General features: G+C 71.5%; 20 protein-coding genes. 14 read left to right on the top strand and 6 right to left on the bottom strand.

Translation table 11 applies throughout. The annotated features are described in order from the left end of the window. Window positions 1-41: 41 nt before the first annotated feature. Both SSP29_RS44845 and SSP29_RS44840 read left to right on the top strand, forming a co-directional pair. A complete protein-coding gene (locus SSP29_RS44845) occupies window positions 42-575 on the top strand; it encodes a SigE family RNA polymerase sigma factor (protein WP_089106748.1) in 534 nt (177 codons plus the stop codon). Further along, a complete protein-coding gene (locus tag SSP29_RS44840; RefSeq protein ID WP_089106747.1) occupies window positions 572-1,582 on the top strand; it encodes a hypothetical protein in 1,011 nt (336 codons plus the stop codon). The genes SSP29_RS44845 and SSP29_RS44840 overlap by 4 nt, the downstream gene beginning before the upstream one ends. Before the next feature lie 8 nt (window positions 1,583-1,590). Here the strand turns inward: SSP29_RS44840 and SSP29_RS44835 are convergent, their stop codons facing one another. After that, window positions 1,591-2,199, bottom strand: a complete 609-nt coding sequence (locus tag SSP29_RS44835) for a TetR/AcrR family transcriptional regulator (protein WP_089106746.1) — start codon at window positions 2,197-2,199, stop codon at window positions 1,591-1,593. Between the two features lie 120 nt (window positions 2,200-2,319). On the opposite strand from SSP29_RS44835, the gene SSP29_RS44830 reads away from it, so the two are divergent. Then, entirely contained in the window at window positions 2,320-3,063 is a 744-nt protein-coding gene (locus tag SSP29_RS44830; protein WP_089106745.1) for an SDR family oxidoreductase, read from the top strand. Between the two features lie 188 nt (window positions 3,064-3,251). Here SSP29_RS44830 and SSP29_RS44825 read toward each other — a convergent pair whose 3' ends face one another. Next, window positions 3,252-3,884, bottom strand: coding sequence for a TetR/AcrR family transcriptional regulator (locus SSP29_RS44825; protein WP_089106744.1), 633 nt, complete (start codon window positions 3,882-3,884; stop codon window positions 3,252-3,254). Between the two features lie 126 nt (window positions 3,885-4,010). Here SSP29_RS44825 and SSP29_RS44820 point away from each other — a divergent pair, with 126 nt between their 5' ends. The 10 genes from SSP29_RS44820 (at window position 4,011) to SSP29_RS44775 (ending at window position 14,726) form a co-directional block, all read left to right on the top strand. Then, entirely contained in the window at window positions 4,011-4,427 is a 417-nt protein-coding gene (locus SSP29_RS44820) for a nuclear transport factor 2 family protein (RefSeq protein ID WP_245883535.1), read from the top strand. 211 nt (window positions 4,428-4,638) lie between these two features. Continuing rightward, on the top strand, window positions 4,639-6,243 hold the full coding sequence (locus SSP29_RS44815) for an ABC transporter substrate-binding protein (protein WP_150136155.1): 1,605 nt from the start codon (window positions 4,639-4,641) through the stop codon (window positions 6,241-6,243). 4 nt (window positions 6,244-6,247) lie between these two features. Then, entirely contained in the window at window positions 6,248-7,207 is a 960-nt protein-coding gene (locus SSP29_RS44810) for an ABC transporter permease (RefSeq protein WP_089106741.1), read from the top strand. Further along, entirely contained in the window at window positions 7,204-9,246 is a 2,043-nt protein-coding gene (locus tag SSP29_RS44805) for a dipeptide/oligopeptide/nickel ABC transporter permease/ATP-binding protein (protein WP_089106740.1), read from the top strand. Before SSP29_RS44810 ends, SSP29_RS44805 begins: the two co-directional genes overlap by 4 nt. Beyond that, on the top strand, window positions 9,243-10,244 hold the full coding sequence (locus SSP29_RS44800) for an oligopeptide/dipeptide ABC transporter ATP-binding protein (protein WP_089106739.1): 1,002 nt from the start codon (window positions 9,243-9,245) through the stop codon (window positions 10,242-10,244). The genes SSP29_RS44805 and SSP29_RS44800 overlap by 4 nt, the downstream gene beginning before the upstream one ends. Beyond that, the gene (locus SSP29_RS44795) at window positions 10,241-11,233 is read left to right on the top strand and encodes a dihydrodipicolinate synthase family protein (RefSeq protein ID WP_089106738.1); all 993 of its coding nucleotides are present in this window, start codon (window positions 10,241-10,243) and stop codon (window positions 11,231-11,233) included. Before SSP29_RS44800 ends, SSP29_RS44795 begins: the two co-directional genes overlap by 4 nt. A gap of 129 nt (window positions 11,234-11,362) precedes the next feature. Next, window positions 11,363-11,578 (top strand): hypothetical protein, encoded by a 216-nt coding sequence (locus tag SSP29_RS44790; RefSeq protein ID WP_089106840.1) that lies wholly within the window; start codon window positions 11,363-11,365, stop codon window positions 11,576-11,578. A gap of 58 nt (window positions 11,579-11,636) precedes the next feature. Then, window positions 11,637-12,386, top strand: coding sequence for a DNA repair protein RecO (gene recO, locus SSP29_RS44785; protein ID WP_089106737.1), 750 nt, complete (start codon window positions 11,637-11,639; stop codon window positions 12,384-12,386). 46 nt (window positions 12,387-12,432) lie between these two features. Continuing rightward, window positions 12,433-13,284 carry an isoprenyl transferase gene (locus tag SSP29_RS44780; protein WP_089106736.1) on the top strand — a complete coding sequence of 284 codons (852 nt, stop codon included), beginning with the start codon at window positions 12,433-12,435 and terminating at the stop codon, window positions 13,282-13,284. 89 nt (window positions 13,285-13,373) lie between these two features. Then, window positions 13,374-14,726 (top strand): histidine-type phosphatase, encoded by a 1,353-nt coding sequence (locus SSP29_RS44775; protein ID WP_089106735.1) that lies wholly within the window; start codon window positions 13,374-13,376, stop codon window positions 14,724-14,726. A 233-nt stretch (window positions 14,727-14,959) separates the two neighbouring features. Here the strand turns inward: SSP29_RS44775 and SSP29_RS44770 are convergent, their stop codons facing one another. From SSP29_RS44770 to SSP29_RS44755, 4 genes are all read right to left on the bottom strand, one after another. Then, window positions 14,960-15,370 (bottom strand): Fur family transcriptional regulator, encoded by a 411-nt coding sequence (locus tag SSP29_RS44770; protein ID WP_089106734.1) that lies wholly within the window; start codon window positions 15,368-15,370, stop codon window positions 14,960-14,962. A 61-nt stretch (window positions 15,371-15,431) separates the two neighbouring features. Next, window positions 15,432-16,334 (bottom strand): metal ABC transporter permease, encoded by a 903-nt coding sequence (locus tag SSP29_RS44765; protein ID WP_089106733.1) that lies wholly within the window; start codon window positions 16,332-16,334, stop codon window positions 15,432-15,434. Beyond that, the gene (locus SSP29_RS44760; RefSeq protein WP_089106732.1) at window positions 16,334-17,098 is read right to left on the bottom strand and encodes a metal ABC transporter ATP-binding protein; all 765 of its coding nucleotides are present in this window, start codon (window positions 17,096-17,098) and stop codon (window positions 16,334-16,336) included. The genes SSP29_RS44765 and SSP29_RS44760 overlap by 1 nt, the downstream gene beginning before the upstream one ends. Window positions 17,099-17,124: 26 nt before the next feature. Next, window positions 17,125-18,081, bottom strand: a complete 957-nt coding sequence (locus tag SSP29_RS44755) for a metal ABC transporter substrate-binding protein (protein ID WP_089106731.1) — start codon at window positions 18,079-18,081, stop codon at window positions 17,125-17,127. 150 nt (window positions 18,082-18,231) lie between these two features. Between SSP29_RS44755 and SSP29_RS44750 the strand changes: the two genes are divergently transcribed. After that, window positions 18,232-19,614, top strand: coding sequence for a glycine--tRNA ligase (locus SSP29_RS44750; RefSeq protein WP_089106730.1), 1,383 nt, complete (start codon window positions 18,232-18,234; stop codon window positions 19,612-19,614). Window positions 19,615-19,707: the final 93 nt, after the last annotated feature.

Genomic DNA, 19,707 nt, shown 5'->3' with positions numbered 1-19,707 from the left:
AATCCGGGGGTCCGGTGGTCTGGAGGGCGAGGGGGTGGCTGATGCAGGCCGAACTAGAGGCCCAGTTCCAGGAATTCGTCAGAGCACGGTGGTCGCATCTGGTGCGGACCGCCTATCTGCTCACCGGTGACCCGCACCACGCGGAGGACCTGACGCAGACCGCGCTGGCGAAGGCCTACCGGTCCTGGCGGCGCGTCTCCCGGACCGACCATCCGGAGGCGTACGTCCGCCGCATGCTGGTCAGCTGCAACAGCGACCGGTTCCGCAAGCGCCGGGTCACCGAGTCGCTGACCGCCGCGCCGCCGGAGCGCGCGGGGTGCGACGACGCCGTGTCCCGGGCCGACGAGCGCGGCACGCTGCTCGCGGCCCTGGCCGGGCTGCCGCCGAGGCAGCGCGCGGTGGTGGTGCTGCGGTACTGGGAGGACCTGTCCGAGGGCGAGGTCGCCGAGGTGCTCGGCTGCTCCCCGGGCACGGTCAAGAGCCAGGCCTCCAAGGGCCTGGCGAAGTTGCGTACGGTTCCGGGGCTCGCACAGGCCATGAGCCATGCGGCGCCCGCGCAGGGAGGCAGCAGGTGAGCGGGGAGAAGCAGGCCGGGGCGACCGAGCCGGAGTTCGAGGCCCGGGTACGGGCGCTGCTGGCGGGGGACGCGTCCCTGGTCCGGCCGTCACCGGTGCCGTACCCGGAGATCCGGCGGCGGGGCGTACTGGAGCGGCGGCGGCGGCGCCTGGCCGTGGGCGGGGCGGCGCTGGCGGCGCTGGCGGCGGTGCCGGTCGGCGCGTACGCGCTGGGCGGCGGCAGCACCACGACGAGCCCGGCCGGGCCCAGCCCCACCGTGCCGGCCAGCAAGCGCCCGGCACCGACCGGTCCGGCCACCGCGTCGGCCCCGGCGCCGTCCGGGACCCCGTCGGCCCCGGCCGCCTCGTCGGCCTCGACCCCGTCAGGCACCCCGACGGCTCCGGCGAGCCCGGCGTCCGCGGCGCACCAGTTGCTGGACGGGATCACCTTCGACCAGGCCGCCGACGGACTCGGCAAGTGCCTCGACTACAACAAGGCGAACCGCCTCCCCAAGGACCCGACCTACACCGACCTGGGCAAGCCGGCCGACTACCGGATCATCCTGGCGATGCGGAGCACCGGGGACTCCAACGCCCCCGGCGACGGCTACTTCGTGGTCGCGGTGCGGGAGAAGCCGGTGCCGACCCGGCTCATCTGCACCGTCAAGGACGGCGCGGCCGCCGGTCTGAACACCAGCAGCGGCGACCCCTTCGGCGACGCGAAGACGCCGGTGGTCCCGGACATCAACAGCGGCAAGCTGTACCAGCAGTCGGTCATCGACAAGGGCAGCTGGAAACTGCCGTTCCGCTGGGGGATCATCGGCGGCTACCGTGCCTCGGTGGCCACGATGACGGTCTCCTACGGCGGCGGCGCGGGCGAGGTGGTCCTCGACCACGGCTGGTTCGTCGCCACCGGCACCCTGACCAAGCAGGTCACCGCGGCCCCGCACCTGAAGGGCTACGACACCACGGGCAAGCTCGTCTACGACTCCGACCAGGACGCGTCGTACGAGAAGACCCTGCCCTAGTCTGCGGCTCAGCCGGTGCCGGCCCCGTGCAGCAGGTTGGTGACCAGCCGGTCCGCGAAGTCCTCGGTGAGGGGTTCGCCGGGCAGCAGCAGGCGGTGGTAGCAGGCCCCCCAGAGCTGGTCGACCAGGGTCTGGGGGTCGGCGTCGGCGCGCAGCTGGCCGCGGTCCTGGGCCCGCCGCATCGCCGCCACGGCCAGCTCGCGCCGGGGGCCGGAGTAGCGCTGCCGCAGGGCGGCGGAAAGGTCGGGGTCGGTCTGGGCCTGGCCGACGAGCCCGGCGATGACCGGCCCGGCCGGCGTCCCGGTGAGCAGCCGGACGAAGGCGCGGAGCTGGGCCGTCAGATCGGCCCCGATGTCGCCGGTGTCGGGGAAGGCGAGGGTGGACTCGACGGCGTGGAAGTACCCGTCGAGCGCGAGCGTGCCGCGCGAGGACCACCACTTGTGGATGGTCGTCTTGCTGACCCCGGCCTCCTGGGCGACCCGCTCGATGGTGAAGGCCGCCATGCCGTCCCGCAGGAGCAGGGCCCCGGCGGCGGTGAGCACGTCGGCCCGCACCTCGTCCGCGGGCCGCCGCCCGCGCCCCCGCCGTACCGGCGTCCCTTCCGTCCGCTGCTCCACCGTGCTGCCTCCCGACCGTGTCCGACGACCACTCACTGTGACATATGGACGGTGCGTCCACAACGTGCTTATATGGACTCAGCGTTCATTAACTGCTCCTCCCGGAGAGGTGGAATCACGATGTCCCAGGTCACTCAGGACACCCGCGTCGCACTGGTCACCGGAGCGTCCGGCGGCATCGGCCGCGCCGTCGCCGAGCGGCTGGCCGCCGACGGTACGGCGATCGGCGTCCACTACGCCGGCAACGCCGAGGCCGCGCAGGAGACCGTGGCCGCGGTCGAGCGGGCCGGCGGGCGCGCCGTCGCCGTGCGGGGCGACGTCGCCGACGAGACCGCGATGGCCGAGGCGTTCGACAGGGTCGAGAAGGAGTTCGGCGGCCTCGACGTGGTCGTCCACACGGCCGGGGTGATGACCCTCGGGCCGGTCGCGGAGTTCGGCCTCGACGAGCTCGACCGGATGCACCGCACCAACATCCGCGGCACCTTCGTGGTCGCCCAGCAGGCCGCGCGCCGGGTCCGGGCCGGCGGGGCGGTCATCACCTTCTCGACCTCCGTGACCCGGCTGGCCGCCCCCGGTTACGCCGCCTACGCCGCGAGCAAGGGGGCCGTCGAGGCGATGACCCTCGTCCTCGCCCGCGAGCTGCGCGGCCGTGACGTCACCGTCAACGCGGTCGCGCCCGGCCCCACGGCCACCCCGCTGTTCCTCGACGGCAAGGACGAGGCGACGGTGCGGCGGCTGGCGGCGCAGGCCCCGCTGGAGCGCCTGGGCACCCCCGCGGACATCGCCGAGACCGTCGCCTTCCTGGCCGGCCCGGGCCACTGGGTCAACGGCCAGGTCCTCTTCGCGAACGGCGGCATCGCCTGACGGCGCGCGGCCGGCGCGGGGCTGGCGCGGGGCTGGCGCGAAGCCAAGCGCTCCGCTGGAAGTGCCGCGATGTGCCGTCTGCTGCGCCGTCGTGGCTGGTCGCGCCCGCGCGGCGGAGCCGCATATGGATACGGCCCCGCGCCCCTTTGGGGGCGCTGCCGTACCGCAGAGGACTTCGCTGGACCCGCTCAGTTCTCCGTCTCCTCGCGCAGCGCCGTGTCGAGCAGGGCCCGGGCCGCCCAGCGCATGACGTCCTTCGCCTCCTCCGGCTCCAGGTCGCAGACGTCACGGGTCGAGACCAGTGCCTCCACGCCGTAGACCAGGGTGAGCGCCATGGTCAGCCGGCGCAGTGCGGCCGGCGGGAGGGTCGCGGCGAGGGGGTCCAGGGCGGTGCGGGAGAGGTCGAGGCGGTTGCGGCTGCGGGTGGGGAAGGGCTCCTCCTGCCCGTCGCTCTGCCGGACGTACCGCTCCAGGCTCGCGCCGAGCATCGCCCGCCACGCCGGCTCGTTCGCCAGCTGCATGTCGGCGACCCGTGAGACCACCGTGTCCACGCGCCCGGCGGGATCGGCGGGCAGGTCCGCGGTGACGTCCGGGGTGCGCAGCAGGGTGCGGGTCTCCCGGATCAGCTCCTGGGGGCTGGAGAAGTAGCGGTAGGCGGTGGCGGGTGAGACCCGGGCGGCCTCGGCCACGTCCGCGATGGTGACGGCGCGTCCCTCGCGGAGCAGTTCGGCGGCCGCGTCGACGAGCGCCCGGCGGGTGCGCAGCTTCTGGTTGCGCCTGCCGTCCCGCGCGCCCCCCGCGCTCCCGGCACTCCCCTCCATGATGAGAGTCCCCTCTTGTCGTGAGAAACTTCTCTCATTACGGTAGCACTGTCTCATTACGGGGGTCGCGGGCTCTGCGAGGAGCGCGCGGCGTGACGAGAGAGGGGGCTCCCGACCATGGGCTCCATGACACCCGCCGACATGGAAGCGCTGATCCAGGCGCACATGAGCGCCGAGGAACGCGGTGATCCGGAGGGTTCGGTCGCCGTCTACACCGACGACATCGAGCACGACGTCGTCGGCGACCCGAACGGTCCGAAGCACGGCATCCCGGCGGCGCTCGACTTCTACCGGCAGCTGTGCAAGGACTTCCGCGCCGAGAGCGAGGAGCGGACCCGCACCTACTACTCCGACGATGCCGTCACGATGGAGAACGTGATGACGGGCACCGTCCCGGGCTCCTTCCTGGGGATTCCGGGCGGCGGCCGCCGGATCGCCTTCCGGATCCTGCACGTCTTCGAGTTCCGCGACGGCCGGATCTCCCGGGAGAACGTGTGGCTGGACGGCGCCTCGGTGGCCGCCCAGCTGACGGCTCCCGCGTAGCACCCCGGCGCCGGCCGCAGCCCGAGCGGCCGGCGCCAACTCCCGCGCGTGCACGGCGCCATGGCCTCGCCTTCGCGGTGTCATTGGTCCCACCTCTGACGGTTTACGCCATTCGCGCGCCTTGCCTTGACCGCCCCCGAACCCCCTCTTATGGTCGCGCTAACACAGGACGTCCGACGTCTCCTTTCCAGACCCCACGCTGGAGGTACCGTTGCGCGACGAGGCGACCCACGCCCGCAGGACGTTCCTGAAACACACCGGTGCGCTGGGCGCGGCGGCCGCCCTGCCGTCCCTGACGGCGTGCGGCCCCAGGTCCACGATCGACCTCGGCGGCGACGGCTCCGACCGCACCCTCACGGCCGTGATCGGCTACGGCAACGACGGCAGCTGGGACCCCACCCAGACGGCGTCCGCGTTCGCGATGGCCGCCAACAACCACCTCTACGAGGGCCTGGCCGACACCGACCCGATCACCCGCGCCCCCTACCCGGCGCTGGCGACCCGGCTGCCCGCCGACGCGAACGCCACCACCTGGCGGTTCACCCTGCGCCCGGGCGCCACCTTCCACGACGGCAGGCCGGTCACCGCCGACGACGTGGTCTTCGTCTTCGACCGGATCCTCGATCCGGGCACCCAGACCCTCGCCCAGGGCTTCTTCGCGAGCTGGCTCAAGGAGGCCCGCAAGGTCGACGCCCGGACCGTCGAGCTGGTGCTGAGGTTCCCCTTCCCGGACGGCGTCGCCCGCCTCACCCTCGCCAAGATCATGCCGGCGCACGTGTTCTCCCGGCCCGGCGCCTGGGACGACGCGGTCAGGGGACTGGCGATCGGCTCGGGACCGTACCGGCAGACCGGGCACCACCCGAAGTCGAACACCACCTTCGCCGCCTACGACCGCTACAACGGCCCCCGCAGGCCCGCCTTCCGGAAGATGAACTGGCTGACGATCGTCGACGCGGCCTCGCGCGTGGCCAGGATCTCCGGGGGCGACGCCGGCGCCCAGATCTCCGACAACATCCCGTACGCCAACATCCCCCGCCTCGAACAGGGCGGCCTTTCGGTCGGCGGCGGCGCCGGGATGAACAACGCGTTCCTGATGTTCAACACCCGGCACAGACCCTTCGACGACGTCCGGGTCCGCCAGGCCCTGCACTACGCCATCGACAAGGCGAAGATCGTCGAGGTCGCCCTCAAGGGCCACGGAAAACCCGCGAGTTCGTTCCTGAACGAGACCAACCCCGCCTACCGGCCCGCGAAGACGGTCTACGACCACGACCCGGCGAAGGCACAGGCCCTGCTGAAGGCCGCCGGAGTCAGCGGCCTGCGCGTGAACATCCTCGCCGTCAACGTGAGCTGGCTCGTCGACTGCCTGCCCACCATCAAGTCGTCCTGGGACGCGATCGGCGTCACCACGACCCTGTCCCCCCAGGAGACCACGGCCGTGTTCACCAAGATGGACCAGAAACAGGACTACCAGGTCGTCGCCGCCGTCTCGAACCCCAACCAGTTCGGCCTCGACGCCGACCTGATCATGCACTACAACTACGGCCCCGAGAACCTCTGGACGGGCTACGCGCGCTGGTCGGACAACGCTGTCGCGAAGCAGCTCTTCAAGGACATGGACGCGGCCACCCGCGAACCGGACCCGGACAGGAAGACGACGATGATCCAGGACTACATCGACGTCGTCGCCGAACAGGCCGTCCTCTACCCGGTCGTCCACAACGAGCTGATCACCGCCTGGGACCCGCGCAGGCTCACCGGCATAAGGGCCCAGCCCTACCCCGGCATCAACGTCCTCACCGCCCAGTGGGCCTGACGGCATGACCGCCGTCCTGCGCATCCTGCTGCGCCGCACCGCCCTGCTGGTGCCGCTGCTGCTCGGCATCGCCCTGTTCGTGTTCCTGGTGATGCGCTTCTCCGACGTCGACCCGGCATCCGCGTTCTTCCAGGGCGCCAACCCCACCCCGCAGCAACTCCACGACTTCCGGGAGCGAGGCGGCCTCCTCGACCCGCTGCCCCTGCGCTACGTCCGCTTCGTCGGCGGCCTGCTCCACGGCGACCTCGGCACCAGCGCCCTCACCCGCACCCCGGTCCTCGACCAGGTCCTCACCGCCCTGCCGCTCACCCTCCAGCTGACCTTCCTCGGCCTCGGCATCGCCGTCGTCCTGGCGCTGGCCGCAGGCGTCACCGGGGCCATCCACCGGGACCGGGCCGCCGACCAGGTCATCCGTGTCCTCTCCCTGGTCGGGGTCGCCGCCCCCGCCTTCTGGCTGGCGCTGCTGATGATCCAGTACCTGGCCGTCGACCGGGGCTGGTTCCCGTCCGGCGGCTACATCAACCCCGAGGACTCCGTCACCGGCTGGCTGCGGACCATGGCCCTGCCCGCCCTCGCGCTCTCCCTCCCGGTGGCCGCCCAGCTCACCCGGATCGTCCGCACCTCGGTGGTCGAGGAACTCGACAAGGACTACGTCCGCACCGCGATCGGCAGCGGCCTGCCGCCCCGTGTCGTGGTCGGCCGCAACGTGCTCCGCAACGCGCTCGTGAACCCCCTGACCGTGCTCGGCCTGCGCGTCGGCTATCTCCTCGGCGGCGCCGTCGTCATCGAGACCGTCTTCGCCCTGCCCGGCATGGGCAAGCTGATGATCGACGCCGTGCAGAACGGCGACCCCGCCGTGGTCCAGGGCGTCGTCCTCACCACCGCGACCGGCTTCGTCGTCGTCAACCTCGTCATCGACATCCTCTGTCTGCTGGTCAACCCGCGCCTGAGGGAGGCCGCATGACGCCGACCACCCGCGCCGCACTCTCCGCGGCCCTGGCCCGCCCCGGCGTACGCCTGCGCAGGCTGTCGCCGCCGTCGAAGGCGGCCCTCGCCTTCCTGACCGTGGTCGTCCTGGTGGCCGCCCTCGCCCCCCTTCTCGCCCCCGACGACCCCCTCGCGCAGCAGGCCCCCGCCGACGGCACCGGCCACCCCTCCGCCGGCCACTGGATGGGCCAGGACAGCCTCGGCCGGGACATCCTCAGCCGGCTGATGTACGGCGCCCGCTGGTCCCTCGCGATCGGCCTCGGCGCGACCGGCCTCGCCCTGGTCGCCGGCGCCCTGCTCGGCGCCCTCGCGGCCACCTCCCGCAAGGCCGTCGACGAGACCCTGATGCGCTGCCTGGACGTGGTGATGGCGTTCCCCGGCATCGCCCTGGCCGCCGTCCTCGTGGCCGTCTTCGGCGGCGGCATCACGGTCCTGATCTGCGCGATCGCCTTCCTGTTCACCCCTCCGGTGGCCAGGGTGGTCCGGGCCAACGTCCTCGACCAGTACGGCGAGGACTACGTCACCGCGGAGCGCGTGATCGGCGCCCGAACCCCGCACATCGTCGTCCGCCACGTGGCGGTCAACTGCCTCGCCCCCGTCCTGGTCTTCTGCACGGTCCAGGTCGCCGAGGCCATCGTCTTCGAGGCGTCCCTGTCCTTCATCGGCGCCGGCGTACGGCCCCCCGACCCGTCCTGGGGCAGCGTCATCGCGGACGGCAAGAACATGGTCCTGACGGGCGGCTGGTGGGCCACCCTCTTCCCCGGCCTGCTGATCCTCCTCACGGTCCTCTCCCTGAACATCCTCTCCGAGGGCGTCTCGGACGCGTGGGCGTCACCGGCGGGCAGGGAGGTGGAGCCGACGGAGCCTGCGGAGGTACTTGAGCCGGGGGAGGCCCTGGAGCTGCCGTCCTTGACCGAGGCGGCCGACCGGCTGCGACGGCGTGCCCGGCCCCTGCCCTCCCGGGAGGGCCCGCCGGTCCTGTCCGTGGAGAACCTCACGATCGCCTTCCCGGACCGCCACCGGGGCGTGAACATCGTGAACGGCATCAGCTTCGACGTGCACGCGGGCGAAGTCCTGGGCCTGGTGGGGGAGTCGGGCTGCGGCAAGTCCCTGACGGCCCTGACGATCATGGGTTTGCAGCCGAAGGCGGCGAGGGTGACAGGCGAGATCCTTTTCGACCGACGGGACTGGAGCGCCCCCTCAGGGGCGCGGGGCTGTACCGAATATGCGGCTACCGCCGCGCGGGCGCGAGCAACCCCCACCCACCCGCACCCGCCCGTCGACCTGACCACCCCCCACCGCCGCCTCCTCGGCCACGAACTCGCGATGGTCTACCAGGACGCCCTGTCCTCCCTGAACCCCTCCATGACGGTCAACGCCCAGCTCAGGCAACTCACACGGCGCGGCGGCCACCGGCCCCCCGCCGAGCTCCTCACCCTCGTCGGCCTCGACCCCACCCGCACGCTCCCCGCCTACCCCCACGAACTCTCCGGCGGCCAGCGCCAGCGCGTCCTCATCGCGATGGCACTCTCCCGCGACCCCCGCCTGATCATCGCCGACGAACCGACCACCGCCCTCGACGTCACCGTCCAGGCCCAGGTGATGGAACTCCTCCTCCGCCTCCGCGAGGAACTCGGCTTCGCGCTGATCCTCGTCTCCCACGACCTCGCCCTGGTCGCGGACGTCACCGACCGGGTGGTGGTGATGTACGGCGGCCAGATCGTCGAGACCGGCGTCACCGCGGAGCTGGTCGCCGCCCCCACCCACCACTACACGCGCGGCCTGCTCGGCAGCGTGCTGTCCCTGGAGTCCGGGGCCGAGCGGCTCACCCAGATCAGGGGCGTGGTGCCGTCCCCCGCCGACTTCCCGGCGGGCTGCCGCTTCAGCGACCGCTGCCCGGCGGCGAGCGAGATCTGCCGTACGACACCACCGGCCCTCGTCGGCGGCCCCGTCCACACCGCGGCCTGCCACCACCCCGCCGTCGACCTGACGGCGAGCACGGAGGCGGTGACATGAGCGCGGTGCGGCTGTCCGGCGTCCACGTGGTCCACCGGGCCCGCGGCGGAGGCCTGTTCGGCCGGGACCGGGTGTACGCGCTGACCGGCGCCGACCTCACCGTGGCACCCGGCGAGACGGTCGGGGTGGTCGGCGAGTCGGGGTGCGGGAAGTCGACGCTGGCGAAGGTGCTGGTGGGCATCGAGCGGCCGACCGCCGGCACGGTCACCTTCCACGGCCGGGACCTGTGGTCGATGACACCGGGCGAACGCCGGTCGGCCGTCGGCGCGAGCACCGGCATGGTCTTCCAGGACCCGTCGACGGCCCTCAACCGCCGGCTGCCGGTACGCCGTATCCTCCGCGACCCGCTGGACGTCCACGAGCGCGGCACGAAGGCCGAACGGGAGGACCGGGTAAGGGAGTTGATGAGCCTGGTCGGGCTGCCGCGGGCCCTCGCCGAGGCCCTCCCCGGGCAGCTCTCCGGCGGCCAGCGGCAGCGCGTCGCGATCGCCCGGGCTCTCGCCCTGGACCCCGGCCTGGTGGTGGCGGACGAACCGACCAGCGCGCTGGACGTCTCGGTCCGCGCCCAGATCCTCAACCTCCTCCTCGACCTGCGCGAACGCCTGGGCCTGGCCCTGGTCTTCGTCTCCCACGACATCCAGACGGTACGGCGGATGAGCGACCGGGTGATCACCATGTACCTGGGCCGGATCGTCGAGGACACCCCGGCCGCCGACGTCACCGGCCACGCCCTGCACCCGTACACCCGGGCCCTGTTCTCGGCCACCCCGGGCCTGCTGAACCCGATCGACCCCATCCCGCTCACCGGTCCGGTCCCCTCGGCGACCCGGCCGCCGTCCGGGTGCCCGTTCCGCACCCGCTGCTGGCGGGCGGACGACGAGTGTGCCGTCCGCATGCCTGACTTCACGGCCGCGTCACGCCCCGGTCACCGCTACCGCTGTCACCATCCGTTGGAGGAGGACCAGCCGAGCCACAGCCCGCCCAGGGAGACCAGATGACGCTTCCCACCCCCCACACCCGTGAGCCGAAGGGGCGCGCTCCGGCTTCCGGCGCCCCGGAGGGGAACGGGCAAAAGACGGTGTCCGGTGTCGTACCGCCCGTCTGCACGCCCCTGACACCGGACCGCGAGGTGGACGTCCCCTCCCTGCGCAGGCTCGTCGACCATCTGACGGCGGCCGGGGTGGACGGCCTGTTCGTGCTCGGCTCGACATCGGAGGCGGCCTTCCTGACGGACCGGCAGCGCAGGCTGGTCACGGAGACGGTGGTCTCCCACGTGGCCGGCCGGCTCCCGGTCCTGGCGGGCGTCATCGACATGACGACCCCCCGGGTCCTGGACCACGTCGCGTCCGTCGCCGCGGCCGGTGCGGACGCGGTCGTCGTCACCGCCCCCTTCTACACCCGCACCCACCCCGCCGAGATCGCCCGCCACTTCCGCCTGGTCGCCGGCCGGTCGCCGGTCCCGGTGATCGCCTACGACATCCCGGTCGCCGTCCACACCAAGCTCCCCGCCGGCCTTGTCCTGGAGCTGGCCGGCGACGGGGTGCTGGCCGGGCTGAAGGACTCCAGCGGCGACCTGGCGGGCTTCCGCGAGGTCGTCACGGGCAGCAGGGGCCTGTCCGGCTTCAGCGCGCTGACGGGTTCCGAGCTGACCGTCGACTCGGCCCTCGCGCTGGGCGCCGACGGGGCGGTACCGGGCCTCGCCAACGTCGACCCGGACGGCTACGTCCGCCTCCACCGCCTCTGCCGCGCGGGCGACTGGGAGCGGGCGCGGGCGGAACAGGAGCGGCTGTGCGGGCTCTTCCGGATGACCGGCGTCGGGAACCCGGCCCGGATGGGCGGCGGCTCGGCGGCGCTGGGCGCGTTCAAGGCGGCGCTGCACCTGCGCGGGGTGATCGACTGCCCGGCCACCGCCGAGCCCCAGGTGCCGCTGTCGCAGGAGGAGACGGAGTGCGTGGCGAAGTACCTCGCGGGGGCGGGCCTGATGTAGCCGGGCAGGGGCCTCCCCGGATACCGGGGCCCCGGGACAGACTCCGGCCGAGTCTAGGCACGCAGCGCCACATCGGTGATGCGAAGCGTGAAATTCCCAGGGGCGGGGGAGCCAGGTGAGGTGAACGCGATGAACCTCCCCATCGGCTCCTGTGCCGTCGACACCCGTACCGGACGGCTGGGCATCGTCATGGGCCACGAGGGCCCCTACGTGCAGTTGCGGCCGTACGGCGGAGGACGGGAGTGGGACGCGCACCCGGACGCCGTACGCGTCGCCACCCAGGCCGAACGGCTCGGCGCGGCCACCGCCCACGCCAACGCCCGCAGCCGCGGCGAGGCCCCCTGAAGGTGCCCTTGCCTCCCTTGCCCGACGGCCCCTGCCGCCGGCAGGGCAGAATGGGGCCATGAGCCTGTTCCGCGACGACGGCATCGTGCTGCGCACCCAGAAGCTGGGTGAAGCGGACCGCATCATCACGATGCTCACCCGCGGACACGGCCGGGTGCGGGCCGTGGCCCGTGGGGTGCGGCGGACCAAGTCGAAGTTCGGGGCCCGGCTGGAGCCGTTCTCCCACGTCGACGTGCAGTTCTTCGCCCGCGGGAGCGAGCTGGTCGGGCGCGGGCTGCCGCTGTGCACGCAGAGCGAGACCATCGCGCCGTACGGCGGCGGGATCGTCACCGACTACGCGCGGTACACCGCCGGCACGGCCATGCTGGAGACCGCCGAGCGGTTCACGGACCACGAGGGCGAGCCCGCGGTGCAGCAGTACCTGCTGCTGGTGGGGGCGCTCAGGACCCTTGCCCGGGGCGAGCACGCCCCGCATCTCGTGCTCGACGCCTTCCTGCTGCGCTCCCTCGCCGTCAACGGCTACGCGCCCAGCTTCGACGCCTGCGCCAAGTGCGGCATGCCCGGCCCGAACCGCTTCTTCTCGGTCGGCTCCGGCGGCACCGTCTGCGTCGACTGCCGGGTGCCCGGCAGCGTCGTACCCTCGCCGCAGACCCTGGTTCTGCTCGGCGCGCTGCTTACGGGAGACTGGGAGACCGCGGACACGGCCGAGGCACGGTACGTCCGGGAGGGCAGCGGGCTGGTGTCCGCCTATCTGCACTGGCATCTGGAGCGCGGACTGCGCTCGCTCAGGTACGTAGAGAAAAGCTAAGTAGAGAAAAGCCAGTAGAGAAAAGCCAGAGGGAGACGAGAAGCACATGGTCGTACGCGGGATCCTGGGGCGCCAGCGCCGCGAGTACAGGACGCCGGAGCCGCACCCGTCCGGTGCCCGCCCGCCGAAGCTCCCGGGCGAGCTGGTCCCGAACCACGTCGCCATCGTCATGGACGGCAACGGCCGCTGGGCGAAGGACCGCGGGCTGCCGCGCACCGAGGGCCACAAGGTCGGCGCCGAGCGCGTCCTCGACGTCCTCCAGGGCTCCATCGAGATCGGCGTCCGCAACATCTCGCTCTACGCCTTCTCCACCGAGAACTGGAAGCGCTCGCCCGAAGAGGTCCGCTTCCTGATGAACTTCAACCGCGACTTCATCCGCAAGACCCGCGACCAGCTCGACGAACTCGGCATCCGGGTGCGCTGGGCGGGCCGGATGCCCAGGATGTGGAAGTCGGTCGCCAAGGAACTCCTGGTCGCCCAGGAGCAGACCAAGGGCAACGACCTGCTCACCCTGTACTTCTGCATGAACTACGGCGGCCGGGCCGAGATCGCCGACGCGGTGCAGGCGATCGCCGAGGAGGTCAGGGCGGGCCGGCTCGACCCGTCGAAGATCAGCGAGAAGACCATCCAGAAGCACCTGTACTACGGGGACATGCCGGACGTGGACATGTTCCTGCGGCCCAGCGGCGAGCAGCGCACCTCCAACTACCTGCTCTGGCAGAGCGCTTACGCCGAGCTGGTCTTCCAGGACGTCCTGTGGCCCGACTTCGACCGCCGCGACCTGTGGCGGGCGTGCCTCGAATACGCCTCCCGCGACCGGCGGTTCGGCGGCGCCATCCCCAACGAGGAGCTGCTGGCCATGGAGGGCCGCACGGAGGAGAACCCCTCCGGCATCTGACGGTCACGCGCCGTTCACGAGGGCCGTCGAGGATGCGGAAGATCCATCCCTGGCCACACCCCCGGTCTCCCGCCTCTGGAACGGTCCTCATGAAGCGCGTCATCCCCGTCCTGACCTTCGGCGCACTGCTCCTCACCGCGCTGCCCGCGCATGCCACGGACACCGGGCTCGCCCACCGTGACAGCTACGGCACCAAGGCCGTGTACTCCCCCGGGCAGAACCCGCGCACCTACCAGCAGCCGCCCGCCGGTTACACCGCCGTCTTCACCGAGAACGTCTCCCGGCACGGTTCCCGTTCCGCGACGGACGGCGAGGACGGCGACATCGTCCTCGCGCTCTGGAACCAGGCCGAGGCCGACGGCCAACTCACCGCGCTGGGCAAGAAGTTCGGCCCTGACGTACAGGCACTCGAAGCGGCCATGAGCGCGATCGGGTACGGCAACCTCAGCGGCCGCGGCAAGGACGAACTCCGCGCGACGGCGGTCCGCCTGGAGAAGCGCCTGCCGTCCCTCTTCTCCGCCATCGCCGCGAACGGCGAGAAGATCGACGTCGTCAGCTCCGGCCAGGGCCGCGCGGTCGACAGCGGTACGGTCTTCTCCACCGCCCTCACCGACGCCGACCCGGCGCTGAAGTCCTCCTTCGGCACCGCGCGCGTCGACAAGAACCTCCTCTACTTCCACAAGTCGGCCGGCGGCGCCGACTACCAGAAGTGGCTGGCGAGCGACGAGCGCCTCGCCTCGACCCTGAAGGCGGTCACCGACCAGCCGGCCTCGCACCGGGCCGCTGCCCGGGTGCTCGGCAGGATCTTCAAGCCGGCGTTCGTGCAGCGCATCGTCGACGGCGAGTTCTCCTCGACCGCCGACGACATCACCGCCGCCACCGCCGTCTACAACCTCTACGCCATCGCGCCCGCCATGAGCGAGGAGAGCCCGGACGGCAGGGGCTGGGACTTCGACCGCTACATCGCCCCGCGCGACGCGGCCTGGTTCGGCTACCTCAGCGACGCCGAGGACTTCTACGAGAAGGGCCCGAGCTTCTCGGACAGCGACATCACGTACAAGATGGCGGGCGTCCTCCTCGACGACTTCTTCGAGCAGGCCGAGGCCAAGCGGGACGGCACCAGCACGCTGGGCGCGGAGCTCCGCTTCACCCACGCCGAGGAGATCATTCCGCTGGCCGCGCTGATGCAGCTGCCGGGCAGCGGGAAGGCGGCGACGCCGGGCGAGGCGTACACGTACGCGAACAACCCGTGGCGCGGCGCCGAGGTCGCCTCCCTCGCCTCCAACATCCAGTGGGACGTCTTCAAGAAGGGCGACGACTACCTGGTGCGGATGCTCTACAACGAGAAGGAGATCGCCTTCAAGGCGGGCTGCCACCCGATCAAGAAGGGGAGCAAGTTCTACGACCTGAACGAACTGGAGCGCTGCTTCGGCAGAAGCTGACCGGGGGTTGGGTCAGGGGTGGGGACGCTCACCGGCGCTGGCAGGGTGCCTCCCCCAGCCTTCGGCCGGGGGGACCCCCAGCGCCCACCCGTGCCGCCCTGCGGCACGCCTGCCCGCAGCTATGTGGCTGACGCGACTGCAGCGCGCCGTAAGGGGCGCGGGGCTGTGTTTGATTTGCGGCTCCGCCGCGTGGGCGCGATCAGCCCCCACCGGGCCCGCGGCCGAAAGTCGGCTCAGCCCGCGGCGCAGTCCGCGCAGGTACCGAAGATCTCCACGGTGTGCGCCACGTTCACGTACCCGTGCTCGGCCGCGATGGCCTCCGCCCACTTCTCCACCGCCGGCCCCTCCACCTCCACCGCCTTGCCGCACACGCGGCAGACCAGGTGGTGGTGGTGTTCGCCGGTGGAGCAGCGTCGGTACACCGACTCGCCCTCGGAGGTGCGCAGGACGTCGACCTCACCGGCGTCGGCGAGGTTCTGGAGCGTGCGGTAGACCGTGGTCAGGCCGACCGAGTCGCCCTTGTGCTTGAGCATGTCGTGCAGTTCCTGCGCGCTGCGGAACTCCTCGACCTCGTCCAGGGCCGCCGCCACGGCTGCCCGCTGGCGGGTCGAGCGGCCCTTCACGGGCGGTCCAGCGGTCGTCACCGGTTGCCTCCTCACATCACTGCTTCTGCCGGGCCATTGTGCCAGCTCGGGCTGAGGGCGGTCAGACGCCGACCTCGTCCGCTGCCCCCCTGGTGGCCGGAATCGCGCACTCCGCCGGATCTCCGGCGGGCCGTCGCGCGGCGGCCGCGCGGGCGCGTCGGCGGGCCAGCGGGGTGGCCAGCACGCTCAGCGCGATGAACGCGGCGATGGTCAGCAGCACGATCGTCGCGCCCGGCGGGACGTACTGGTAGTACGACGTGATCGTGCCCCCGATCGTCACCGTCACACCGATGGCGACGGCGATCGCGAACGTGGCCGCGAAGCTGCGGCTCAGCTGCTGGGCCGCGGCCACCGGGACGACCATGAGCGCGGAGACCAGCAGCAGGCCCACCACCCGCATCGCGACCGTCACGGTCACCGCCGCCGTGATCGCCGTCAGCAGGTTGAGGGCCCGTACCGGCAGGCCGGTCACCCGCGCGAACTCCTCGTCCTGGCTCACCGCGAACAGCTGCCGGCGCAGACCGAGGGTGACGAGCAGGACGAAGGCCGCCAGCAGGCAGATCGCGGTCACGTCCGACTCCGACACCGTCGACAGCGAGCCGAAGAGGTACGACATCAGGTTGGCGTTGGAGCCGCCCGGCGCGAGGTTGATCAGCATCACCCCGCCGGCCATACCGCCGTAGAAGAGCATCGCGAGGGCGATGTCGCCGCGGGTACGGCCGTACCAGCGGATCAGTTCCATCACGATCGCGCCCAGCACCGACACCGCCGTCGCCATCCAGACGGGGGACGTCGAGAGCAGGAAGCCGAGGCCGACGCCGGTCATCGCCACGTGGCCGATGCCGTCGCCCATCAGGGCCTGGCGGCGCTGGACCAGGTAGATGCCGACGGCGGGGGCGGTGATGCCGACCAGGACGGCGGCGAGCAGGGCCCGCTGCATGAAGGCGTAGTTCAGGAAGTCCATCAGCTCAGCAGTCCTGTGCGCAGTGGCGTGTGCTCGTCGTGGGGGTGGACGTGGTCGTGGCCGGGCAGGGCATGCTGGCCGAGGGCCCGCGGGGGCGGGCCGTCGTGCAGGACGCAGCCGTCGCGGAGGACCACCGCGCGGTCGATCAGCGGCTCCAGCGGGCCCAGTTCGTGCAGGACGAGGAGGACCGTGATGCCCCGCTCGACCTGCTCGCGCAGCGTCTGCGCGAGGATCTCCTGGCTGGCCAGGTCGACGCCCGCCATCGGCTCGTCCATGATCAGCAGCTCGGGCTCGGCGACCAGCGCGCGGGCGATCAGCACCCGCTGGTGCTGGCCGCCGGAGAGCGCCTCCACGCTGTCCTTGGCCCGGTCCGCCATGCCCACCAGGCCGAGCGCGTGCCGTACGGCCGCGTGGTCGGCCTTGCGGAAGAGGCCGAAGCGGGTGCGGGAGAGGCGGCCGGCGGAGACGACCTCGGTGACGGTGGCGGGCACGCCACCGGCCGCGGTGGTGCGCTGCGGGACGTAGCCGATCCGGGACCAGTCCCGGAAGGTACGGCGGGGGGTGCCGAACAGGGCGATCTCACCGCCGCTCGCCGGCACCTGGCCGATGATCGTGCGGATCGCGGTCGACTTGCCGGAGCCGTTCGCGCCGAGCAGCGCGACCACCTCACCGCGGTGCACGGTGAGGTCGATGCCGCGCAGGACGGGGCGCGAGCCCAGCTCGGCGGTGACGCCGCGCAGGGCTATGACGGGCTCGCCGCTCATCTCGTCGTCTCCTGTCACGTGGCGTGTCACTTGGCGCCCAGTGCCTGCTGGAGCGCCTTGAGGTTGGCTTCCTGGACCGCGAAGTAGTCCTTGCCGCGGGACTTGGCCGTGATGCCCTCGATCGGGTCGAGGACGTCCGTCTTCAGGCCGGCGTCGGCGGCGATGGTCTTGGCGGTCTTGTCGCTGACGAGCGTCTCGTAGAACACGGTGGTGACGCCGTCGGCCTTGGCCATGGTCTCAAGGTCCCGCACCCGGGCCGCGCTCGGCTCCGACTCGGGGTCGAGGCCGTTGATGGCCTCCTCGGTCAGGCCGTAGCGCTCGGCGAGGTAGCCGAAGGCCGCGTGGGTGGTGATGAAGACCTTGGACTTCGTGTGCGCGAGGCCGTCCTTGAACTGGGTGTCGAGCGCGTCCAGCTTCTTCACCAGCGCCGAGGTGTTCTTCTTGTAGTCGGCCGCGTGGTCCGGGTCGGCCTTCTCGAAGGCCTTGCCGACGCCCTCGGCGACCTGGGCGTAGCGCACCGGGTCGAGCCAGATGTGGGGGTCGAGGCCGGACAGCTCCTTGTTCTCGGAGGTGTCGTGCGAGGCCGCATGCCCGCCGACCTCGTTGCCGTGCTTCTCCAGCGTGGTCAGGGCGGCGGCGTCGATCTTCGTCCCGACGGACGACTGGGCGACCGCGTCGTCGACGGAGGGCTGGAGGTTCTTGAGGTAGAGGACCGCGTCGGACTTCTCGATCCCGATGATCTGCTTGGGGCTGATCTCCAGGTCGTGCGGCTCCTGGCCGGGCGAGGTGAGACTGGTGACGTGGACGTGGCTGCCGCCGATCTGATCGGCGAGGTAGGCCATCGGGTAGAACGACGCGACGACGTCGAACTTTCCGGTCTGGGCCGCCGTGGCGTCGCCGCCGCAGGCAGTGAGGGTGGCTATGCCGAGTGCGGTGACGGTGGTCGCGGCGGCCGCGGGTATGAGGCCTCGTCGTACGTTCATGAGAGTCATTTTCAACAAACATGGAAACCGTTGTCAACAAACCTCTGGAAGGGAACCGATTTGGTTGAGGGGGAGGACCCGCCGGTACCCTGAAGCATTCGCTCTGAAGCGTCTCGCTTCGTCGCCCGTCGTCGTAATGAAGAGAGCACCGTGGCCGCCGACAAGATCGACACCATCGTCAGCCTGAGCAAGCGCCGTGGCTTCGTATTCCCGTGCAGTGAGATCTACGGCGGCCAGAAGGCCGCTTGGGACTACGGACCGCTGGGTGTCGAGCTCAAGGAGAACCTGAAGCGCCAGTGGTGGCGCTACATGGTGACGTCGCGCGAGGACGTGGTCGGTATCGACTCGTCCGTCATCCTGGCCCCCGAGGTCTGGGTGGCCTCCGGTCACGTCGCCACCTTCACGGACCCGCTGACCGAGTGCACCTCCTGCCACAAGCGCTTCCGCGCGGACCACCTGGAGGAGCACTACGAGGCCAAGCACGGTCGCCTCCCGGAGAACGGCCTGGCGGACGTGAACTGCCCGAACTGCGGCAACAAGGGCCAGTTCACCGAGCCCAAGCAGTTCTCCGGCCTGCTCTCCACCCACCTCGGCCCGACCCAGGACAGCGGCTCGGTCGCCTACCTGCGCCCCGAGACCGCGCAGGGCATCTTCACCAACTTCGCCCAGGTGCAGGTCGCTTCGCGCCGCAAGCCGCCGTTCGGTATCGCGCAGATGGGCAAGTCCTTCCGCAACGAGATCACGCCCGGCAACTTCATCTTCCGCACCCGCGAGTTCGAGCAGATGGAGATGGAGTTCTTCGTCAAGCCGGGCGAGGACGAGAAGTGGCAGGAGTACTGGATGGAGCAGCGCTGGAACTGGTACACCGGCCTGGGCCTGCGCGAGGAGAACATGCGGTGGTTCGAGCACCCGAAGGAGAAGCTCTCCCACTACTCCAAGCGCACCGCTGACATCGAGTACCGCTTCCAGTTCGGCGGCAACGAGTGGGGCGAGCTGGAAGGTGTCGCCAACCGCACCGACTACGACCTGAACGCCCACTCCAAGGCCTCCGGCCAGGACCTGGCCTACTACGACCAGGAGGCCCAGGAGCGCTGGACGCCGTACGTCATCGAGCCCGCGGCCGGTGTCGGCCGCGCGATGCTGGCGTTCCTCCTCGACGCCTACGTCGAGGACGAGGCGCCCAACGCCAAGGGCAAGATGGAGAAGCGCACGGTGCTCCGCCTGGACCACCGGCTGGCCCCGGTCAAGGTCGCGGTGCTTCCGCTGTCCCGCAACCCCGAGCTGTCCCCGAAGGCCAAGGGCCTCGCCCAGGCGCTGCGCGGGCACTGGAACATCGAGTTCGACGACGCCGGTGCGATCGGGCGCCGCTACCGCCGCCAGGACGAGATCGGTACGCCGTACTGCGTGACCGTCGACTTCGACACGCTCGAGGACAACGCCGTCACGGTGCGCGAGCGCGACTCGATGAAGCAGGAGCGGGTGTCTCTCGACCAGATCGAGGGTTACCTCGCGGGTCGCCTGCTGGGCTGCTAGGCCCGCGGCCCCTACGCCTTCTTCGCCCACCCTCCCACCCGACTCGCTCGGCTGGAAGGTGGGCGTTTTGGGTTGGGGCGGCGGTGTGTTGCG

Source organism: Streptomyces hyaluromycini, from assembly GCF_002217755.1.
Taxonomy (GTDB): Bacteria; Actinomycetota; Actinomycetes; order Streptomycetales; family Streptomycetaceae; genus Streptomyces; species Streptomyces hyaluromycini.
This window is presented reverse-complemented; position numbering and strand designations above follow the sequence as displayed.

Bases quoted from the DNA above. Each gene is read 5' to 3' on its own strand.
- SSP29_RS44845 (WP_089106748.1), top strand. From the start codon at position 42: ATGCAGGCCGAACTAGAGGCCCAGTTCCAGGAATTCGTCAGAGCACGG.
- SSP29_RS44830 (WP_089106745.1), top strand. From the start codon at position 2,320: ATGTCCCAGGTCACTCAGGACACCCGCGTCGCACTGGTCACCGGAGCG.
- SSP29_RS44825 (WP_089106744.1), bottom strand. From the start codon at position 3,884: ATGGAGGGGAGTGCCGGGAGCGCGGGGGGCGCGCGGGACGGCAGGCGC.
- SSP29_RS44820 (WP_245883535.1), top strand. From the start codon at position 4,011: ATGACACCCGCCGACATGGAAGCGCTGATCCAGGCGCACATGAGCGCC.
- SSP29_RS44810 (WP_089106741.1), top strand. From the start codon at position 6,248: ATGACCGCCGTCCTGCGCATCCTGCTGCGCCGCACCGCCCTGCTGGTG.
- SSP29_RS44805 (WP_089106740.1), top strand. From the start codon at position 7,204: ATGACGCCGACCACCCGCGCCGCACTCTCCGCGGCCCTGGCCCGCCCC.
- SSP29_RS44800 (WP_089106739.1), top strand. From the start codon at position 9,243: ATGAGCGCGGTGCGGCTGTCCGGCGTCCACGTGGTCCACCGGGCCCGC.
- SSP29_RS44795 (WP_089106738.1), top strand. From the start codon at position 10,241: ATGACGCTTCCCACCCCCCACACCCGTGAGCCGAAGGGGCGCGCTCCG.
- SSP29_RS44790 (WP_089106840.1), top strand. From the start codon at position 11,363: ATGAACCTCCCCATCGGCTCCTGTGCCGTCGACACCCGTACCGGACGG.
- recO (WP_089106737.1), top strand. From the start codon at position 11,637: ATGAGCCTGTTCCGCGACGACGGCATCGTGCTGCGCACCCAGAAGCTG.
- SSP29_RS44780 (WP_089106736.1), top strand. From the start codon at position 12,433: ATGGTCGTACGCGGGATCCTGGGGCGCCAGCGCCGCGAGTACAGGACG.
- SSP29_RS44775 (WP_089106735.1), top strand. From the start codon at position 13,374: ATGAAGCGCGTCATCCCCGTCCTGACCTTCGGCGCACTGCTCCTCACC.
- SSP29_RS44765 (WP_089106733.1), bottom strand. From the start codon at position 16,334: ATGGACTTCCTGAACTACGCCTTCATGCAGCGGGCCCTGCTCGCCGCC.
- SSP29_RS44760 (WP_089106732.1), bottom strand. From the start codon at position 17,098: ATGAGCGGCGAGCCCGTCATAGCCCTGCGCGGCGTCACCGCCGAGCTG.
- SSP29_RS44755 (WP_089106731.1), bottom strand. From the start codon at position 18,081: ATGAACGTACGACGAGGCCTCATACCCGCGGCCGCCGCGACCACCGTC.